Raw genomic sequence first — 19042 nt, forward strand, 5'->3', positions numbered from 1 at the left:
CGTTTATTTTTAAGATTGCTGCTTTTCACTTTTATAATCGTCAATTGCTCTTTGATATAAAGCCTCATATTTAGGCAGGATATTTTTAATATCAAATTTCTTTGCAACTTCAAGAGCATTTGCTTTAAACTGATTCAAAACTTCGTCATCTTTCAGTATCTTAATTGCATTTGCAGCCATTTCTTCAACATCTCCAACATTGCTCAAATATCCTGAGATTCCATCGAAATTAACCTCTGGCAAACCTCCTGAATTACTCGAAATTACCGGAACTCCACAAGCCATAGCTTCTAAAGCTGCCAAACCAAAACTTTCTGTTTCTGATGGAAGTAAAAACAAATCCGTCATACACAAAATCTTGTCGATTTCATTACTGTTTCCAAAGAAAATCACCTTATCGTAAATCCCTAATTCCATGCACAAAACCTCTGCTTTTTCTTTTTCAGGACCATCACCAACCATCATTAATTTAGCCGGCATTACTTTCTGAATATTATAGAAAATCTTAATAATATCCGGAATACGTTTTACCTTTCTAAAGTTACTGATATGCGTAATGATGCGTTCATTTTCCTTTGCCATCACATAACGGTGACAAGGCGCTCCAGGCTCTTTAATGACTTTATCCAATTCAATAAAATTCGGAATTACCTTAATTTTATTCTTGATTTTAAACAACTTCAAAGTATCATCTTTCAAACTTTGTGAAACCGAAGTCACATAATCTGATTTATTGATACTAAAAGTCACCGCAGGTTTATAAAACGGGTGATTCCCTACCAAAGTAATATCCGTTCCGTGAAGCGTTGTAATCATCGGAAGATTAATCCCTTCATTTTTCAGCATTTGCTTCGCCATATAACCCGCATATGCGTGAGGAATAGCGTAATGCACATGAAGAACTTCAATTTTATATAGTTTAACCATATCGACCAATTTGCTTGACAAAGCCAATTCATAAGGCTGATAATGGAAAAGAGGATATTCAGGAACGTTTACTTCGTGATAATGAACATTAGGATTCAAAAGTGCCAACCTAACCGGCTGACTATAAGTAATAAAATGGATTTCGTGTCCGCGTCTGGCTAATTCAAGACCCAATTCTGTAGCAACTACGCCACTACCGCCAAATGTCGGATAACAAACTATAGCTATTTTCATGTATTAAATTTAATACTACGAAAGTACTCAAAAATAGCGTTTAATTTAAGTTTTAGATTGTTAGATTTTTGTGAATATTAGTTTCCAGATAATTAGATTGTTAGACTTTAAAACCAATATACTTTGACTCTTTATGTCTTTCTGAGCGAAGTCGAGAATTTTTACACACAAACTAAAACTCAAAATTTACAATTCATAATTATAATCAGGAGCAGAAAAGACTTTTTCATAAGAACTACTTGTCCCGCTGTCCACTATATCTTTTCCCGGCTAAAGAAGCCAGAAAAAGGATATCGTTTCCATCGGGGCTAAATTAGAAGTTTTTATTTTTACAAGAACTTTATTCTAAACCCGGCAGGTTTTAAAAACCTGTCGGGTTTGTCGTAATCTATCTTTGTCAAAGTTTAAAACCAAAAGTACAAGGAACATTTATAAAAGTTCAATTTTAAAGTTGGTCTGAGCATTTTTTGTCATTTCGACGGAGGAGAAATCTCCACGAGAAGCTCGACAAAGATTGTCGATTATCATTGTCGATTATGATTGCAGAGTTACTTGCGAAGATTTCTCCTCCGTCGAAATGACAATGGTTGTGGTTATTTGGTGTAAAACTAAAACTCCTTACACTTTTGATTTAAAACTTTAACAAAGATTCCCACGATCTTTTCATTTCGAAGAATAATACACAATACTAAACATGAAACCTAAACTTGAAACAAACCATTTTAAAAACAAAAAAGGCGTAAAATCTAAATTTTACACCTTTTCATTTATTATAAATTCTTCTTAGAAGAATCTGCTATGCCAACTATCAGCAGCAGGAACTTCCCAAGATTCATTAAATTCTTCGATATTGTTTACCAAATTATTAAACACAATCGTATTCTCAGATACAGATTTGTCTTTAACCATTTTCTTGAAATCAATTAAAGGTTTATGCGCGATATGCTCTCCAAGTTTAAAAGTAACGTTCATTTTATCTAATAAATCAACATTATACTTTTTCTCTAAACTCTGAATAAATTCCACAGAACTATCGATAGAACAACCAGTTGCTGCTTGCACATCCTGATTTACAGCCAAAATAATGAATCGGTTGTATTTCAATAAATATGAAGCTTCAAGACTTGTTCCGTGTGCTGCCCAACCTTCAACAAAAGCTTTCAGGTCAGTTTCTATTTCAGAAAATTCTTCCTCAGAAAATTTTCTGTTCGATTGATAAATCCAGATTCTGGATTCACCGGGTAAATCTTCAAAAGGTATATACATTTTAATTTTTTCTTTAAGTTTGTTTTGTTTCAGGTTTCAAGTTTCAGGTTTCAAAAACTTAGAATCTTAGCATCTTAGCCACTCAGACCCTTAACTAAAGATCCTGTGCATTAGCAATCAATTCCGCAATATCCATTACTTTAACTTGTCCTTCTTTTTCCTGATGTTTAATACCATCCGTTAACATTGTATTACAAAACGGACAACCAGCAGCAATAATATCCGGCTTTACTTCTAAGGCATCTTCAGTACGCAATACGTTTACTTCTTTGTTTCCCGGCTCAGCATCTTTAAACATTTGCGCTCCACCTGCTCCACAACATAAACCATTTGCTTTAGAACGTTTCATTTCAACTAATTCAACGTCTAATTTCTGAATCAAATCTCTTGGTGCTTCGTATACTTTATTTGCTCTTCCTAAATAACAAGGATCGTGAAAAGTGATTTTCTTTCCTTTAAATTGTCCTCCTTCAACTGTTAATCTTCCGTCATCAATTAATGACTTTAAAAACTCTGTATGATGAATTACTTCATATTGACCTCCTAATTCAGGATATTCGTTTTTTAAAGTATTAAAACAATGCGGACAAGCGGTTACGATTTTTTTAGCTTCATAGGCATTCAAAACCTCGATATTCATCATGGCTTGCATTTGAAACAAAAACTCATTTCCGGCACGTTTTGCAGGATCTCCGGTACAACTCTCTTCTGTACCTAAAACTGCAAATGAAACATTGGTACGATTTAAAATTCGCACAAATGCTTTTGTAATTTTCTTTGCTCTATCATCAAAACTCCCTGCACAACCAACCCAAAATAAAACTTCCGGTTGTGTTCCTTGGGCTAGCATTTCAGCCATTGTTGGCACTACTAAACTTTCTGACATCTTCTTTTTTTGTTAATTCGGTTAATCGTAAATTTGGTTAATCGCTCTTCTGAATAACCAATCCAAAACCTAAATTTATTTTATATAATCGATTAAACGGTTAAACAATTAACCATTTAAACTTTTTGACTTTAATTTTCGTTTTTCCAGTTCAATCTATCTTGTTGACTGTATTGCCATGGCGCTCCATTGTTCTCAATGTTTGTCATCATTGCATTCAATGACATTGGAGCAGCACTTTGTTCCATAACAAGATAACGACGCATATCCATAATAATAGACAACGGACTGATATTTACAGGACATTCTTCTACGCAAGCATTACATGAAGTACATGCCCATAACTCTTCAGGAGTTATATAATCGTTTAATAATGTTTTATTATCCGGAACAAAAACACCTTTGTTTGCATCAATATTTTTTCCTACTTCCTGCAAACGATCTCTTGTATCCATCATAATTTTACGAGGAGACAATTTTTTACCAGTTTGATTAGCAGGACATGATGATGTACAACGACCACATTCTGTACAAGTGTAAGCGTTTAATAGTTGTACCCAGTTTAAATCCTGAACATCACTTGCTCCAAATTTACTTGGAGCTGCATTTTCATCCACCGGAGCAGCAGCAAACGGATCAGCATTTGGATCCATCATTAACTTAACTTCTTTAGTTACTGACTCTAAATTATCAAACTGTCCTTCAGGATTTAAGTTTGCAAAATAAGTATTCGGGAATGCCAAAAGAATATGTAAGTGTTTTGAGAAGTACAAATAATTCATAAAAACTAAGATACCTGCGATATGCAACCACCAAAATACTTCAAACAACAATGCAACTAATTCGTTTGACATTCCGTTGAAAATTGGCGCAATAAACTGACTTATCGGAAAACTTCCTGCTCTGTGAAAATGAGAAAATCCTCCGGGAACATTTTGCAAATGCAAATCAGAAGCATCCATAAACAAAAACAGAAGCATTAAAACAGTTTCAAAATACAAGATGTAATTGGCGTCACTTTTAGGGAAACCATTTAAATCAGGATTAATAAAACGTTTTAATCTTATCACATTTCTTCTAATCCAGAAGGTAATAACGGCAACGAGAACTAAAAATGCTAAAATCTCGAAAGAAGCAATTAAAACATCATAAACCACTCCTAAATAAGGAGCAAAAATTCTATGAGTTCCAAATAATCCATCGATTATAATTTCGACTAATTCGATATTAATAATTATAAAACCTACATATACAAAAATATGAAGTATTCCAGCTACAGGGCGTCTCACCATTTTTGATTGCCCAAGAGCAATCAATGCCATGTTTTTCCAACGTGCTTTAGAATTATCTTTTCGATTTACATCTACTCCTAAATTGATGTTACGGATGATTTTTTTTACGCTCGATGCAAAAAAACCGAAACCTACAATTAAAAGTATAGCGAACAAAATATTATCTAAATAACTCATTCTAATTAATTTTTAGTAGTTGTGTTAGCGTCTTCTGTTGGTGCTACATATGGTTTGTTTTTCTTTCCAAAAAGAGAAACATTCACATAACGAGTTGGGTAAAGACGAACGTCTTGCAATAATAACTCTAATTCTTTTGAAGTTTTAGAAAGATTATTATACAAAGCATCGTCACTTAACAACTTACCTGCAGTACCTTTTCCTGAGTTTAAGTTGCTCATAAGATTATCAACTTTAGCCAAAGTCTGGTTTAGGTTTCTAACTGTTTTTCCTAAATCGGCTTTGTTCAAAGAATCTGATATTTTATTGAAGTTACTTGACATTTTATTAAAGTTGGTTACAACTCCGTTAATTTGTCCTTTATTAGTATCTAAAATAGAATTAAGACTTCCTGAAGCTTTATGAAATTGCTCCATTGTCTGGCTTAATTCTGCCAATGATTTCTTTAAATTTTCTTGCCCTTGTTTGTCTAAAACATTATTTAATCCAGAAACCAATGTATTAATATTAGCTAGCATTAAATCTAATTTTTGCTGAATTGGCTCGATTTTACCTCCTAAAGACTCTGTTAATCCCAACTCAACTGTTGATGCTAACGTTTGTCCATCTTCAACTGGTTCTTTGTCTGCAAGATTAGGAATAATCTTGATTTGTTTTCCTCCAATTAAACTTGGAGAATACAAAGCTGCCTGGCTTGATTTTGAGATTGGAAAATCTGTTTTTAATTGAAGTTCAACTAATAATTTACCTGTTACTTCATTAATTGTAATCTTATTTACTTTACCTATTGTAAGTCCGTTTATGGTAACTGGCGCTGATGCTGATAAATCCTCCACATTATTATATTCTACATATAATGTTTTGTAATTCGTAAAAAGGTCTCTGCCTTTTAAAAAACTATAGCCCCAAATAAATAATAAGATTGACGCGATGACTAAAATAGCCGTTTTAATTTCTCTTGTTAGTTTCAAAATTCTAAGTGTTTCTACAAAATTAATATAAATATTCGAACAAAAGCCTATTATTTAATAGCGTTCTGAATATTGATTTTTTCTCCGTCTTTAGTTGCAATTAAAAAAGCTGCGCCATATCCTTTGTCTTTAGCCTCTTGCAAATATTTTTTTGCTGCTTCGTAGTCTGCAGTTTCCTGATAGAAATATTTGTAAATATTATTTTCGTATAACATTGTCACATTTTTCAATCCTTTAAAGTTTTTAGGCTCTGTTGGAGTTTTTTTAATACTTGCTATAAGTTGTACTTTAAAGAAGATTCCTTTTGGAGCATTTTTCACCGCCGTAGTTTCAGTAGCTTTAGGCTTTGCAGGAGTTGTATCTCTCGCTGGTCTTGCTTCAACAATTTCTGGAGCGCCAGAACCAAAAAACTCTCTTTTATAACTCAAGATAGCTTCGGCAATAGCTTTTGCAATATCGTTCTGACCTTCTTCTGAATTTAAAATATTTCCTTCATCTGGATTCGAAACAAATCCTGTTTCTACTAATACTCTTGGCATATAAGCTTTATGAAGTACCATAAATGGCGCCTGCTTAACTCCGCCTTGTCTTATTTTTTTACCAAGTTTCTCGAAATTATCTTCAATTTTACTTGCTAACGAAATACTGTTCTCTAAATATTCTTCCTGCATTAGTGTCATACTAATCATAGATTCAGGCGAATTTGGATCGAAACCTTCGTATTTACGTTTATAATCTTTTTCTAAAGTAATTACCGAGTTCTCTTTTTTCGCCGCTTCAAGATTCGAAGCCGTTTTACTCAAACCCATTACATAAGTTTCAGTTCCATCTGCTGCAGTATTTTTGTTTGCATTACAATGTATTGAAACAAAAATATTAGAATTTGCGCGGTTTGCAATGTTCGCTCTTTCTACTAAATCGATAAAAACATCTGTTTTACGAGTGTAAATTACATCAACATTTGGGTTAAGTTCTAAAATTTTTCCAACTTTTAGTACAATAGCCAAAGCAATATTTTTTTCAATTCGTCCGCTATAAACTGCTCCAAAATCGTGATCACCATGTCCAGCATCAAGAGTTACCTTAAATACATTTGACTGACTATAAGCACAAAATGACATTATCGTTAGAAAAAAAGTAAATATTACCTTAATTTTGTTAAATCTATTCATAAATCTAAAAGTTAATTTTAATAAAACGCAACAGCTATAATTTTTACAATTGATTATTTTTGACAAAAAATTATATGTAAGTTTGACATGTCAAAAAACAAGCCATAATTTTACAAAAATAGCATTTAAACCTTTGCATACAAACTTATTTAATATCGTTTTATTATCATTTTTCCTAACACTAGGAACTGGTAAATTATATTCGCAAGAGATAAAAAACAAAAAAAAGCCGTTAGCAACTGTAAAACAAACAGATAAACCTACAACTGCTGTTACAGATACCATAAAACTTGATACTGTTAGACCTAAAAAGACTTTTCTTGACGGAAAAGTTAAGTACAGAGCTAAAGATTATGCAAAAATCGATCAGAAAAGAAAACTGATCACTTTATATAATGAAGCTGAGTTATACTATAAAGATGTAGAATTAAAATCTGGTATAATTGTTTTAAACTATGAAAAAGATGAAGTTTATGCCGGAAGAATAAAAGATTCTGCCGGAGTTTTGTCACAATATCCAAATTTTAAACAAGGTTCAAGCGAAGTTCAGCCTGATTCTATCCGTTTTAATTTTAAAACAAAGAAAGCCTTAATCTTCAATTCAAGAACCGAACAAGGTGAATTTAAAATAAAAGCTGCTGTTACTAAAAAAGAAAATGATTCTGTTTACTTCTTAAAAGGTGCCCGTTTTACAACAGCTACAGATGTTGACAATCCTGAATACTACTTTCAGACTAATAAGGTAAAATTTATCCCTGGTAAAAAAGTTATCACAGGTTTAACCAATATGGTTATTGCAGATGTACCAACTCCGCTTGCGTTGCCGTTTGCTTATTTCCCGATGAGTCAGGAAAAAAGTGTTTCCGGTATTATTATTCCAAGTTACAATGACTCAAATACGAGAGGTTTTTCGCTTCAAAATATGGGTTATTACTTTGCATTGAGTGATAATTATGATTTAACGGTTTTGGGAGATTATTATACTAATGGAAGTTACGCCATGCGATTTGAATCGGCGTATGCCAAAAGATATAAGTACCGCGGAAATGTCAATATTCGTTTTGAGAATTTAATTAGCAGTGAACGTGGTTATCCGGATTATAGCAAACAAAATATTTACAACATTCAGTGGTCGCATTCAAGAGACTCCAAAGCAAGTCCTAATTCGACATTTTCTGCTTCCGTAAACATGGGTAGTAGTAAATATTTTAAGCAATCTATCAATCAGGCCAATATTGGTTCGAACTTAAACAATACTTTGAGTTCTTCTATATCGTATAGCAAGACTTTTAATACGATTCCGCAAGCTCGTTTTTCATTATCAGCAACACATTCACAAAATACACAAACAGAAGTTATTACAATGACACTTCCTACTTTACAGGCGAGTATCGACCGTGTTTATCCTTTTGTTGGAAAAGATGGTGTAAAGAAAGGACTTATAAAAAACATCAACTTACAATATAACTTAAGCGGTAAAAACAATATTACAACAACGGATTCATTGTTTTTTAAGCCACAAATGTTTAGAGATGCTCAAATAGGAATGCAACATACGATTCCGTTGAGTACTAACTTTAAGTTATTCAAATATTTTAGTGCACAGGCAGCTACAAACTATCAGGAAACATGGGTTACCAAAACTATTAACAAAGATTATGATCCTGATCAGAGCAAAGTTGTAAATACGGTTGTAAATGGTTTTGATTCTTTTAGAACGTATAATTTTACTTCTAGTTTAGGAACAACTATCTACGGTACCTTTAATTTTGGAAGTGATAAAAGAATCCAATCGATTCGTCACGTAATGCGTCCTACGATTTCTTATTCATATACTCCTAGTTTTGAAAAATACTATGACAACTATTCTGTAGATGCTTCAGGAAAACTTAATCAATACACACGTTTTGAAGGTGGTGTTTATGGTGCTCCGTCGAGAGACAACTCAAATATTGTAGCTTTTGCTTTAAGCAACACTTTTGAGGCAAAAGTAAGAGATCGTGACAGCACAAAAACAGAACCTAAAAAGGTGATGTTGCTTAACAACTTAAATCTTAGCACAAATTATAACTTTAATGCTAATGGTAAAGATGTTTTAGCGTGGCAACCCTTACTTATTAGTGGAGGAACACAACTTTTCCAAAATAAGATGAATGTCAATTTTGGAGCTACTTTAGATCCATATGCTTTAAATAACAATAACGACAGAATCAGTACCTATAATATTGATAATGGAGGAAGTTTATTCAGAATGACAAATGCCAATATTACCTTAAACTATTCGTTCTCGAATAAAGGCACTGGCAAAGACGAAAAGAATGCTCAAAGTCAGCGAAATGGTGGTCGAAATGATGACTTGTTTGGTACTAATACAGATTTAACAGACCCTCGAAACAGTCAGTTTGCAAATGAAAAAGATGACGACAAAGATGTAATTAGTGAATTCTTCAAGTCGAAAATTCCTTGGGACATGACACTTGCTTACTCAATGACATACAGCAACATAAGAAGAGAAAACAAAATTTCAGGAAACTCAATCATGGTATCTGTCAATATGGATATTACTCCAAAATGGAAAGGTGGAGTTTCTACCGGTTATGACTTTGTACAAAAGGGAGTTACATTTACTCAATTCCGTTTTGAAAGAGATTTAATGAGTTGGAGAATGGCCTTTAACTGGTCTCCATTGGGAACAAACTCAAACTGGAACTTCTTTATCGGAATCAAATCTGGAATGCTTAGTGACATCAAATGGAATAAACGAAGCACTTTGAACCGATAATTTCTCAAAACCAAATTGATCGAATAAAAATAATTTATTATGAAAAAAATCATCTTTACTGAAAAAGCTCCAGCACCAATTGGACCTTATAATCAAGCTGTATTATCAGGAAATACACTTTATGCTTCTGGTCAAATTGCTATTAATCCAGCTTCTGGAGAACTTGTTACTGACAATATCAATGATGAAACTAAACAAGTAATGGAAAACATTGCTGCAATTTTGGAAGCTGCAAATATGACTTTTGAAAACGTAGTAAAAGCAACTATATTTATTATGGATATGAATAATTTTGCTGCTATAAATACCGTTTACGGATCTTATTTTAATGAAAAAACTGCTCCTGCACGTGAAACTGTTCAGGTAGCTTGTTTACCAAAAAATGTAAACGTAGAAATATCTATAATTGCTGTACAATAGCATTTAAAAATAATTGTGCCGTTGCTTCATTTGTTGCCAGCGGCACATTATGAACATCACATATCCTGACTAGCATCTTAATATCGACTTCGTGAGCATTAGTCACTAAAGGATCGGTAAACATAAAAACGATATTAATTTTACCTCCTGCTACTTTAGATGCAATTTGAGCGTCACCTCCCATTGAACACGGAAGCATCTTTTTTACTTTGAACCCAGATTTTTCAGCATTTCTCCCTAATATTCCTGTTGCAATAAGTTTAACTTTATCATGCTGTAGCGTAATTCCGTTTTTAATTAAAAACTGAATCATATCTGCTTTTTTATTATCATGAGCAATTAGCGCAATTAAAGTATGTTTTTTCATGATTTAACAATAATTCTACTAATCAAATTTAAGTTAAAAAAGCAAACAGATTAAAACATAAGATAATAAATATCAAACAATTAGTAAAATAGCAATAAAAGACTACAAATAGATTATTATCATAAATTTATAGGCAATAAAAAAACCGTTTCAACAAATGAAACGGTTTTTAGTATAATTTAAATGAATTGAAACTTTATAGTTGTAATGCAACAGCATTTAATAACAATTGAGCCGAAGCTTCATTTGTTGCTAAAGGCACATTATGTACATCACAAACACGAATAAGCATATTAATATCGACTTCATGAGCGTGGCTTGCAAGTGGATCTTTAAAAAAGAAAACCATCTGTGTTTTACCTTCGGCTACACGCGCAGCAATTTGTGCGTCACCTCCCATTGGTCCAGAAAGCATTCTTTTTACCTTAAAACCGGCATTTACAGCCTTACTTCCGGTAGTTCCTGTAGCAATCAATTTAATATTTTCTTTAAGAAGAAGTGTTTTGTTTTTATTTAAAAACTGAACCATATCTGCCTTCTTGCCGTCGTGAGCTATAATAGCAATTTCTATCATTTACGTTTATTTATTGATTAGCAACATGGTAAGCAATTAATCCATCAATAGGTCTTCTTAAAACATTCCCTAATTGAAGTTCGTATTTGTTAAATGTTTCTTGTAATTCATCTTTTAGATAAAAAGCAATAGAACCAACAAAATGAACTGGAATCTCTTTGCAATTATCATATTGCTTAATGTAATTTTTCACGAAAGATTTCATCCCTTTGAAGATGATTTTTCTACAAAATTCAGTGTCTTTATGTTTGATTAAGAACTTCGCAAAAGTAGCTAAATAAGCATTTGGATTTGGCTCTTTATATAATTTATTCTTGATGAAATCAGGATCTAAATCATATTCTTTTTCAAATTCAACTGCCAATTCCTTAGGCATTTTATTGAAATAATATTTTCTGATTAATTCTTTTCCAAAAACATTTCCACTACAATCATCCATAGCGATATACCCTAATGATTGAACTTTTTGATGCAATACTTTTCCATCAAAATAACTGCAGTTAGATCCTGTTCCTAATATACTAACTATTGCTTCTTCTCCTTTTGGAGTTGTTGCATAAACAGCAGCATAAGTATCCTCATGAACTTCTACAATTGCATTAGAAAAATATTCCTGAAAGATTTGTGACAAAGCCAGCTTCATTCTGTCAGTTCCACAACCTGCTCCGTAAAAGAACAAATGTGAAGCATTTTTTTTGTTTTGCAAAATGTCAAAACGGTCATTTAATCTTTCTATAATTTCAGGACCATCAAGAATTTCAGGATTTAGTCCCAGAGTTTGTGTGGTAAATAATACTTTTCCATTATCATCAATTGCAATCCAATCGGCTTTGGTAGATCCACTATCAACTATTAATTTCATTTTATTCAGTTTTTGGATTAGTTCTTCTTTAATAAGTGTGTTTTACACATTAATTAAGGAAGTAACAAAATAAGAAAATCCCGTTACTATAGAATAACGGGATTTTGCAAAATTATAAATTATTATTTTAAACCAGCGATATGCACAGACAAATCGATTAATTTACTTGAGTATCCATACTCATTATCATACCAAGATACGAATTTGAAGAATGTTGAATTTAAACCAATTCCAGCAGTTGCATCAACGATTGAAGTTCTTTTGTCAGAAATAAAATCTTGAGAAACAACAGCATCTTCAGTATATCCTAAAATACCTTTCAAATCAGTTTCAGAAGCTTTTTTCAATACCGCTAAGATTTCCTCGTAAGTAGTTTCTTTAGCAACTTTTACAGTTAAATCTACTACAGAAACGTCAGCAGTAGGAACACGGAAAGACATTCCAGTTAATTTTCCATTCAAAGAAGGAATTACTTTTCCAACAGCTTTTGCAGCTCCTGTAGAAGAAGGAATGATATTGATTGCAGCAGCACGTCCACCTCTCCAGTCTTTTCTAGAAGGTCCGTCAGCAGTCATTTGAGTTGAAGTTGTTGCGTGAACAGTTGTCATTAAACCTTCAACAATTTCGAAATTATCGTGAATAACTTTAGCTAAAGGAGCTAAACAGTTTGTAGTACAAGAAGCATTAGAAACTACTGTATCTGTTGCTTTTGCAGTTTCGTGGTTTACACCCATTACAAACATTGGAGCATCTGCAGATGGAGCAGAAATAATTACTTTTTTAGCACCACCTTTAATGTGCTCATTTGCAGTTTCGATAGTTGTGAAGATACCAGTACATTCTGCAACTACATCAACATCAACTTCGTTCCATTTTAAGTCAGCTGGATTTCTTTCTGCAGTGATACGGATATTTCTTCCGTTTACATAAAGTTTTCCTTCTTTAACTTCTACAGTTCCGTTGAAACGACCGTGAACTGAATCATATTTTAATAAGTAAGCCAAGTGATCTACATCTAATAAATCGTTTATCGCTACTACTTCTACATTATCTCTATTGAAAGATTCTCTAAAAACGATTCTTCCGATACGTCCAAATCCGTTTATTCCTAATTTTACTTTTGACATTTTACTTAATTTTTGCTTTTGTTTTTATTACACTAATTTAAAGTCTAATTTCCTCACAATAAACTTCATTCCTTTTTTTAAACTTTGTATGTATATATTATGTCGACATAATGTCTGACACTCTCAACAATTCTCTATCAATTTCAGATTTACCTTTAATTGCTTGCTCAAGTGGAGTCAAAGCCACTTTGTCTTCGCGTAAACCAACCATATAGTTTGATTTACCTTCAATTAAAGATTCCACTGCTTTTACGCCTAAACGGCTTGCAAGAACACGGTCAAAACAAGATGGTGATCCACCACGCTGCATGTGTCCTAAAACAGAAACTCTTACATCATACTCAGGCAAGTTAGCTTCAACGTAATCTTTTAATTCGAATACGTTTTTACCAATTTTATCGCCCTCAGCAATAACTACTATACTTGATGATTTTCCTGAAGCTTTACTTTTTTGAAGAGAGTCTAATAATCTGTCAAGACCTAAATCTTCTTCAGGAATAAGAATTTCCTCGGCACCAGCACCAATTCCGGCATTAAGAGCAATGTGTCCGGCATCTCTACCCATAACCTCTACAAAAAACAGACGGTTGTGAGAACTTGCTGTGTCTCTGATTTTATCAATACAGTCTACAACAGTATTCAAGGCAGTATCATATCCTAAAGTATGAGTTGTACCAAAAATATCATTATCGATTGTACCTGGGATTCCCATTACTGGGAAATTATATTCTGAATTAAAAATCAAACCTCCGGTAAAACTACCGTCTCCACCAATGACAACAAGAGCATCAACTCCAGCTTTCAAAAGATTCTCATGAGCTTTTTTTCTACCTTCAGGGGTTCTAAACTCAACTGAACGAGCTGATTTTAAGATCGTTCCACCTTTGTTTACAATATTATTTACACTACGAGGTCCCATTTCTTTGAAATCACCTTCGATCATTCCTTGGTATCCTCTATAAATTCCAATGCATTCTATATTATGGTAAGCGCACGTTCGAACAACTGCTCGTATTGCGGCATTCATTCCAGGTGAGTCTCCTCCCGATGTTAGAACACCAACTTTTTTTATTGTTTTTGGCATTATTTAAGTATTAAAGTGTAAAATTAGCAAACATTCACCACTTTATAGGTGATGTTTATCATTAATTAATAAAATGTGTTAAATTCAAACGTTTTCGTTAATAAGTTTTTTGATAGCAAAAAATTCATTTAAAATAATAAAAGGCTCTTATTTTAATTAAATGTTTAAAATTAACAATACATTAATGAAGTGTTACAAAAATCCGAGCTTTTAGAAATCCGAAAATAAATTTTTGAATCTCTAAATTTAGCACAAAAAAACCATTCGCAGTCACGAATGGTTTTATATCATCATATTTTTAACAAAGTTGCCTGAATTAAAAGTCATTATCAGGAATTAAACCCTCATTATTGTTTTGAGGCGGCGGATTTTTCGGTTCTTGTTTCTTCTCCGCATCTTTCTTGTCTTTCCCTTTTTTATTCTTCTCGGCGTCCTTTTTATTAGAGAATTTTACAAAATCAGGATTTAAATAAGAATCCTGCAAATCATCATTTGAACCTTTAATCGCTCTTTCGAGTTTATGATCTTTAAATATTTTATTTACCAATTCGCTAAAAGTATCAAAATCTACTTCATACGAAATACCAACACCTTGAGTATAACCAATTCCCTGCCCTACGTAATTGATATCATTTTCTTTATTAAACAAACGAAGATTCATAGATCCGTCTTCGTTAACTCTATATAGAATTTCGATATCACCAACAATTGCAGATTCGTTTACACCTCCAACCGGAACTCCTAATTTACCGTTGATAGTAATTCTTTCGTTTACCTGAGATGAAATATTAGCCACAAACTGACCATCGGCTTCTTGTCCTAATCTTTTATCTGCCGAAATATAATTCAAGTCGATATTAACTTTATCATTATCCGATTTTATAATGCCGCCTAATAAACTAGAGGCAGTTTCTGTCAATGTTCCGGATAAATCGCCTTGACTAAATCCATCTGTACTCATGAATGAACCAGTAGACAACAAATACAAGGCTTGTGTCTGACGAATATCTTTATCATCTAACTTATATTGTATCTCAGATTTAAGAACATTACTTACAGATGGAAACTGAATATCAAAATTAGGCTCTGGGCTCGTTAAATCTCCTCTTAATCCAATAACAACTTCTACCGGCACTTTCTTATTGAATGAAGAAGTATTATCTAATAAAACAGCCGGATTTGCCGATGTTTTATAAACTGCTTCCAGATTAAGTTGCGCTTTCATTGGGTTTCCTTCCCAAGTGATAGATCCTCCTTTTTTAACCGAGAATTTTTTATCGATTAAACCACCGTATTTAAAGTTGTAAGTTCCTTCGTATGCCTGGAAATCTCCCCACATATTAAACTTACCAAGCGTATTAATTTTAAATAATAACGATCCATAACCTTTTCCTTTCATACCGTGTCCGGAATTTCTGTCCAGGATTACTTCGACTTCGGCATCTGGCGTAATATCAAAATCAAACTCCAATTCAAGTCCGTTATAGTTTTTCGTTTTCTCAACGATACCATTTGCCAGATTGTATTTTTCTTTTGGTGTCACAAAATGAATCCAACTGCTTTCTCCAACACTTTGCGCATTATTAATAGGAATCTTAACTTCGGTACCTTTCTCAGATTTAGCGTCTACTTTAATAAACAAACCATCTGTTGGACCTTTTATACTTGCAGTTCCGTTAATAAATGCAGTTCCAAAATAAGCCGCATCTTCACTATCTTTTGTATCAAGAGCCAATAATCGTTTAGAAGTAATGGTAAGATCTAATTTCCAATCGCCAAAATTATGATGTTCAATAGTTCCGTTCAACAATCCTTTAGTTCCGTATTTAGTATCTGTCAATTGGTTATTTCTAAATAAAAACTTTTCATCCGTTAAATCAATTACGGTTCGATCACTCAACTCATAATCTGTATTAAGATACGGAATTGTCATTCCTGCCTTTTCAACATACAAACGACCATTGATTTCCGGTTTTTTAAGATTCCCGACAACAGCAGCATTTCCGGAAACACTTCCCCTCACATTTGACAAAACATCGCCTCCAACAGAACCTAAAGTCGCCAGATTAAATCCTTCGAGTTTTAAATTCAAATCTAAAAGAGTTTCTTTATTTTCGATTGCAAAAGTTCCATTTGCTCTAAATGATTCTGTAAATCCGTTTTGTATCGAAGAATTTACCGTAAACTTTCTAAAGCTTTCATCTCCTGCAATATCAAAATTCAGCGTTCCTAATTCTGTTTTATTCAAATTAAGATGATCAATAACAATAGATGCCGTGGGCTGATAAACATTCTTATTCTGCTTATAATTTACCTTACCATTTAAATTACCATTAAATACAAACTTCGAATTAAACGGCGTAATCTTATTAATATCGACATCTTCAAAATTCAGAACGACATCTTTATAATCTGTACCTTTTATTATACCATTTAAATCAATCTTCTGATTTTCATGTGAAAGGACAATATTATCTATCGTGAAATTCTTGAAAAACTGATCAAAAACAATCTGATTATCTTTTTCTTCGTCTTCATTTAAATACCATAAATAGTCTTTAAACTTCATCTCAGATTTCTTGATTCCAACAATGTTATTTTTGTTTTTATCTATTGTATGAAATAAATTCAGATTGTAATAATCCTCTCCTTTATCTCCACCTTTAAATTCTGAACGAACAAAAAGCGTGTCTTTTGCAGTAACATTAATCAAACTAAAGTCTCTTACCTTATAATAAGGAGTTTTGATACTATCTAATTCGACGTAAGCATTATAAAGCGTGTTTTTATTATCAATATTAATTCGGATATTATCGAAAGTATTTTTTGCGGCAGTAATTTTCTGAGATCTAAATTTAAACTTAAACTCCTGAAGATCTGAATCAATTTTTCCTCGCACGACAGTCGACGAATCTATATTAACTTCCGGATAAAGCATTTCAACCACTTTATCATAAACATGGAAATTGAAATTCAAAAACTGACCTTTTTTAACCTTATAAGGTTTATAATTGGTATACAAACTTCCTACCGAATTCATAACCAGCTTATCTAATTGTCCAAACTGAAATTTACCAACAATTTTTCCGTTTACAACATCGTTCGAACTAATTGTAATCGTTCTCAATCGATCTGCATCAAAATTAGAACTGATTGTTACTTCATCAAAAGCATAAGTAGATTTTGGATTTTGATAAACTGCATCCTTAATATATACATTTCCCTGAAGATTCTCGATCGAATTTCCGGTTACTTCGACAACAGCGTCTCCTGTAAAATTAGAAATAGAATCGTCAACAAATCTCAGCTTTCGCAAATCGGCATTTTCAACATTGATATGAAAATCATATTTACTTTCTCTTTTGCTTAAATCAACCAAACCGTCAAATGTCAAATTCAGATTTGGATCACTTATCGAAACTTGTCCTTTATAATAAGGCAATTTAAAATTCCCGTTTACTACAATATTATTATAGGTGTATTTATTATAATCTAATTTTGCAATATCACCTTTAATGATTGTATTCAGATATTTTTCGGTAAAACCAACGCCTTCAACATCAAGATTTAGTGTTGTTTTTCCAATATCTTTCCGAGCTAATAAAGCTCCAATATTAAAATTATCCAAAATAATATTCCCAGAATAAGACGCTCTGTCAATAAAGTCCATATTATTCATATGCAAATTGGCCTGACCATTTCCTAAATCAGTTATCATCTTAAAGTCTGTCTCTAAATCTGTTGTCGAGACTTTTGCTTTACCAACAATATTAAATTTGCCGATTCTTTGCAGTTCTTTCGGAAGCTTTTTCCCTAAAACACCAGGTAATAAAACAACCAGATTATCATAACTGGAAATCAGTTTATCAAACTTTCCCTGCATCGAAAACTTCTGAGTTTTGTCTCCCAAAAGATTTCTGAAATTAATAGTTCCCGCAATCTTAGAACCGTTTGTATCACTAAGTTTAAGATGTCTTAAATTAAGATTATTCAGCGTTCCTCTAATCTTAGTTCTGATTCTAAAATGCTGATTTTTACCCAATCCGTCATAGAAATAACGAATATCATTTGAAGCAATCGAAGCCGAATCCATCGCGACATTAAACTTTACTTTGTCTGTAAAATCTAAGAAATCTTCAATTTTATAATTCAAAATAGCTTTACCATAAATCCATGATCTTTTGGTTTTTATAGCTAAGCTTTCTACTTTAATTTGCTTTTTGGTATAACTGAATTTCCCTGCAAAATTAGACACATACAAACCACGATGATCTAAAAAAGAAAACCTGTGAATCATAGTATTTACATCCGGACCATACAATTTAAAATCACTGATGTAAGCGTTTAATTTTTTAAAATCAAGAAACTTTGGTGTGTTTTTATTCTCATCAACAACAGAAAAAGCTCCTCTGTCGATATAACCATTCTTGGCTGTTAATAAAAAATGCTTGCTTGATTTAGGAGATTTTGGACCTTTTTCGAATGCCTGAATAAAAACATTAAGATTGTTTTCATGTTCATTCTTATACGTTTTTAGGTTAAAAATTAAACCCGTCAAGCGAATATCTCCAAAAATAAGATCTCCATCTACCAATCTTTTTAACCCTAAAATATCAGTTGCAATAATATCTGCGTAGATCATTGTCTTTTTATGATGATCTAAAATCAATACTTTTTTCAACTTTACGCCTCCAAAAATGTTTATTGAAGTTTTTTCGACGCTAATATTTACATTAAAATCTTTGTTTAATGTCTCTGTAATATAATCTGCGATTTTTGTCTGAACCACAGGTAAAGACAAGATGATAGCGAGTGCTAACAAAAGTAAGATTAACCCAATTAGGGTTCTGGATATTATTTTCTTTACTTTTTTGATAGCTGCTTTTATTTTAGTTTTCTAT

At 32.6% G+C, this 19042-nt stretch carries 14 protein-coding genes; 2 read left to right on the forward strand and 12 right to left on the reverse strand.

The window, feature by feature from the left end; genetic code table 11:
* Window positions 1-9: 9 nt before the first annotated feature.
* The 6 genes from bshA to CLU81_RS04065 all read right to left on the reverse strand — a co-directional run bounded on the left by bshA (window position 10) and on the right by CLU81_RS04065 (window position 6925).
* Entirely contained in the window at window positions 10-1161 is a 1152-nt protein-coding gene (bshA, locus tag CLU81_RS04040) for an N-acetyl-alpha-D-glucosaminyl L-malate synthase BshA (RefSeq protein WP_099708653.1), read from the reverse strand.
* 783 nt (window positions 1162-1944) lie between these two features.
* On the reverse strand, window positions 1945-2427 hold the full coding sequence (locus CLU81_RS04045; protein WP_099708654.1) for an ABC transporter ATPase: 483 nt from the start codon (window positions 2425-2427) through the stop codon (window positions 1945-1947).
* A gap of 94 nt (window positions 2428-2521) precedes the next feature.
* Entirely contained in the window at window positions 2522-3313 is a 792-nt protein-coding gene (locus CLU81_RS04050; protein ID WP_089353936.1) for a (Fe-S)-binding protein, read from the reverse strand.
* A 131-nt stretch (window positions 3314-3444) separates the two neighbouring features.
* Window positions 3445-4782 carry a (Fe-S)-binding protein gene (locus CLU81_RS04055; protein ID WP_099708655.1) on the reverse strand — a complete coding sequence of 446 codons (1338 nt, stop codon included), beginning with the start codon at window positions 4780-4782 and terminating at the stop codon, window positions 3445-3447.
* 5 nt (window positions 4783-4787) lie between these two features.
* Window positions 4788-5753 (reverse strand): MlaD family protein, encoded by a 966-nt coding sequence (locus CLU81_RS04060; protein ID WP_099708656.1) that lies wholly within the window; start codon window positions 5751-5753, stop codon window positions 4788-4790.
* Between the two features lie 50 nt (window positions 5754-5803).
* Window positions 5804-6925 carry an N-acetylmuramoyl-L-alanine amidase gene (locus CLU81_RS04065; RefSeq protein WP_099712661.1) on the reverse strand — a complete coding sequence of 374 codons (1122 nt, stop codon included), beginning with the start codon at window positions 6923-6925 and terminating at the stop codon, window positions 5804-5806.
* 82 nt (window positions 6926-7007) lie between these two features.
* On the opposite strand from CLU81_RS04065, the gene CLU81_RS04070 reads away from it, so the two are divergent.
* Entirely contained in the window at window positions 7008-9707 is a 2700-nt protein-coding gene (locus tag CLU81_RS04070) for a putative LPS assembly protein LptD (RefSeq protein ID WP_199174549.1), read from the forward strand.
* A 39-nt stretch (window positions 9708-9746) separates the two neighbouring features.
* Complete coding sequence (locus CLU81_RS04075) at window positions 9747-10127, forward strand: RidA family protein (RefSeq protein ID WP_099708658.1); 381 nt, start codon at window positions 9747-9749, stop codon at window positions 10125-10127.
* On the opposite strand, the gene CLU81_RS04080 is transcribed toward CLU81_RS04075, so the two are convergent.
* From CLU81_RS04080 to CLU81_RS04105, 6 genes are all read right to left on the reverse strand, one after another.
* Entirely contained in the window at window positions 10108-10494 is a 387-nt protein-coding gene (locus tag CLU81_RS04080) for a methylglyoxal synthase (protein WP_099708659.1), read from the reverse strand. The two genes, CLU81_RS04075 and CLU81_RS04080, sit on opposite strands and share 20 nt — an antisense overlap.
* A 196-nt stretch (window positions 10495-10690) precedes the next feature.
* Complete coding sequence (locus CLU81_RS04085) at window positions 10691-11065, reverse strand: methylglyoxal synthase (protein WP_041518369.1); 375 nt, start codon at window positions 11063-11065, stop codon at window positions 10691-10693.
* Window positions 11066-11078: 13 nt separating this feature from the next.
* Window positions 11079-11930, reverse strand: coding sequence for an N-acetylglucosamine kinase (locus tag CLU81_RS04090; protein WP_099708660.1), 852 nt, complete (start codon window positions 11928-11930; stop codon window positions 11079-11081).
* Window positions 11931-12052: 122 nt separating this feature from the next.
* Window positions 12053-13057 (reverse strand): type I glyceraldehyde-3-phosphate dehydrogenase, encoded by a 1005-nt coding sequence (gene gap, locus CLU81_RS04095; RefSeq protein WP_099708661.1) that lies wholly within the window; start codon window positions 13055-13057, stop codon window positions 12053-12055.
* 97 nt (window positions 13058-13154) lie between these two features.
* A complete protein-coding gene (pfkA, locus tag CLU81_RS04100) occupies window positions 13155-14141 on the reverse strand; it encodes a 6-phosphofructokinase (protein ID WP_099708662.1) in 987 nt (328 codons plus the stop codon).
* 316 nt (window positions 14142-14457) lie between these two features.
* Entirely contained in the window at window positions 14458-18963 is a 4506-nt protein-coding gene (locus CLU81_RS04105) for a translocation/assembly module TamB domain-containing protein (RefSeq protein ID WP_233209650.1), read from the reverse strand.
* Between the last annotated feature and the right edge of the window lie 79 nt (window positions 18964-19042).

Origin of the sequence: Flavobacterium sp. 9 (assembly GCF_002754195.1) — a bacterium.
Lineage (GTDB): Bacteria > Bacteroidota > Bacteroidia > Flavobacteriales > Flavobacteriaceae > Flavobacterium.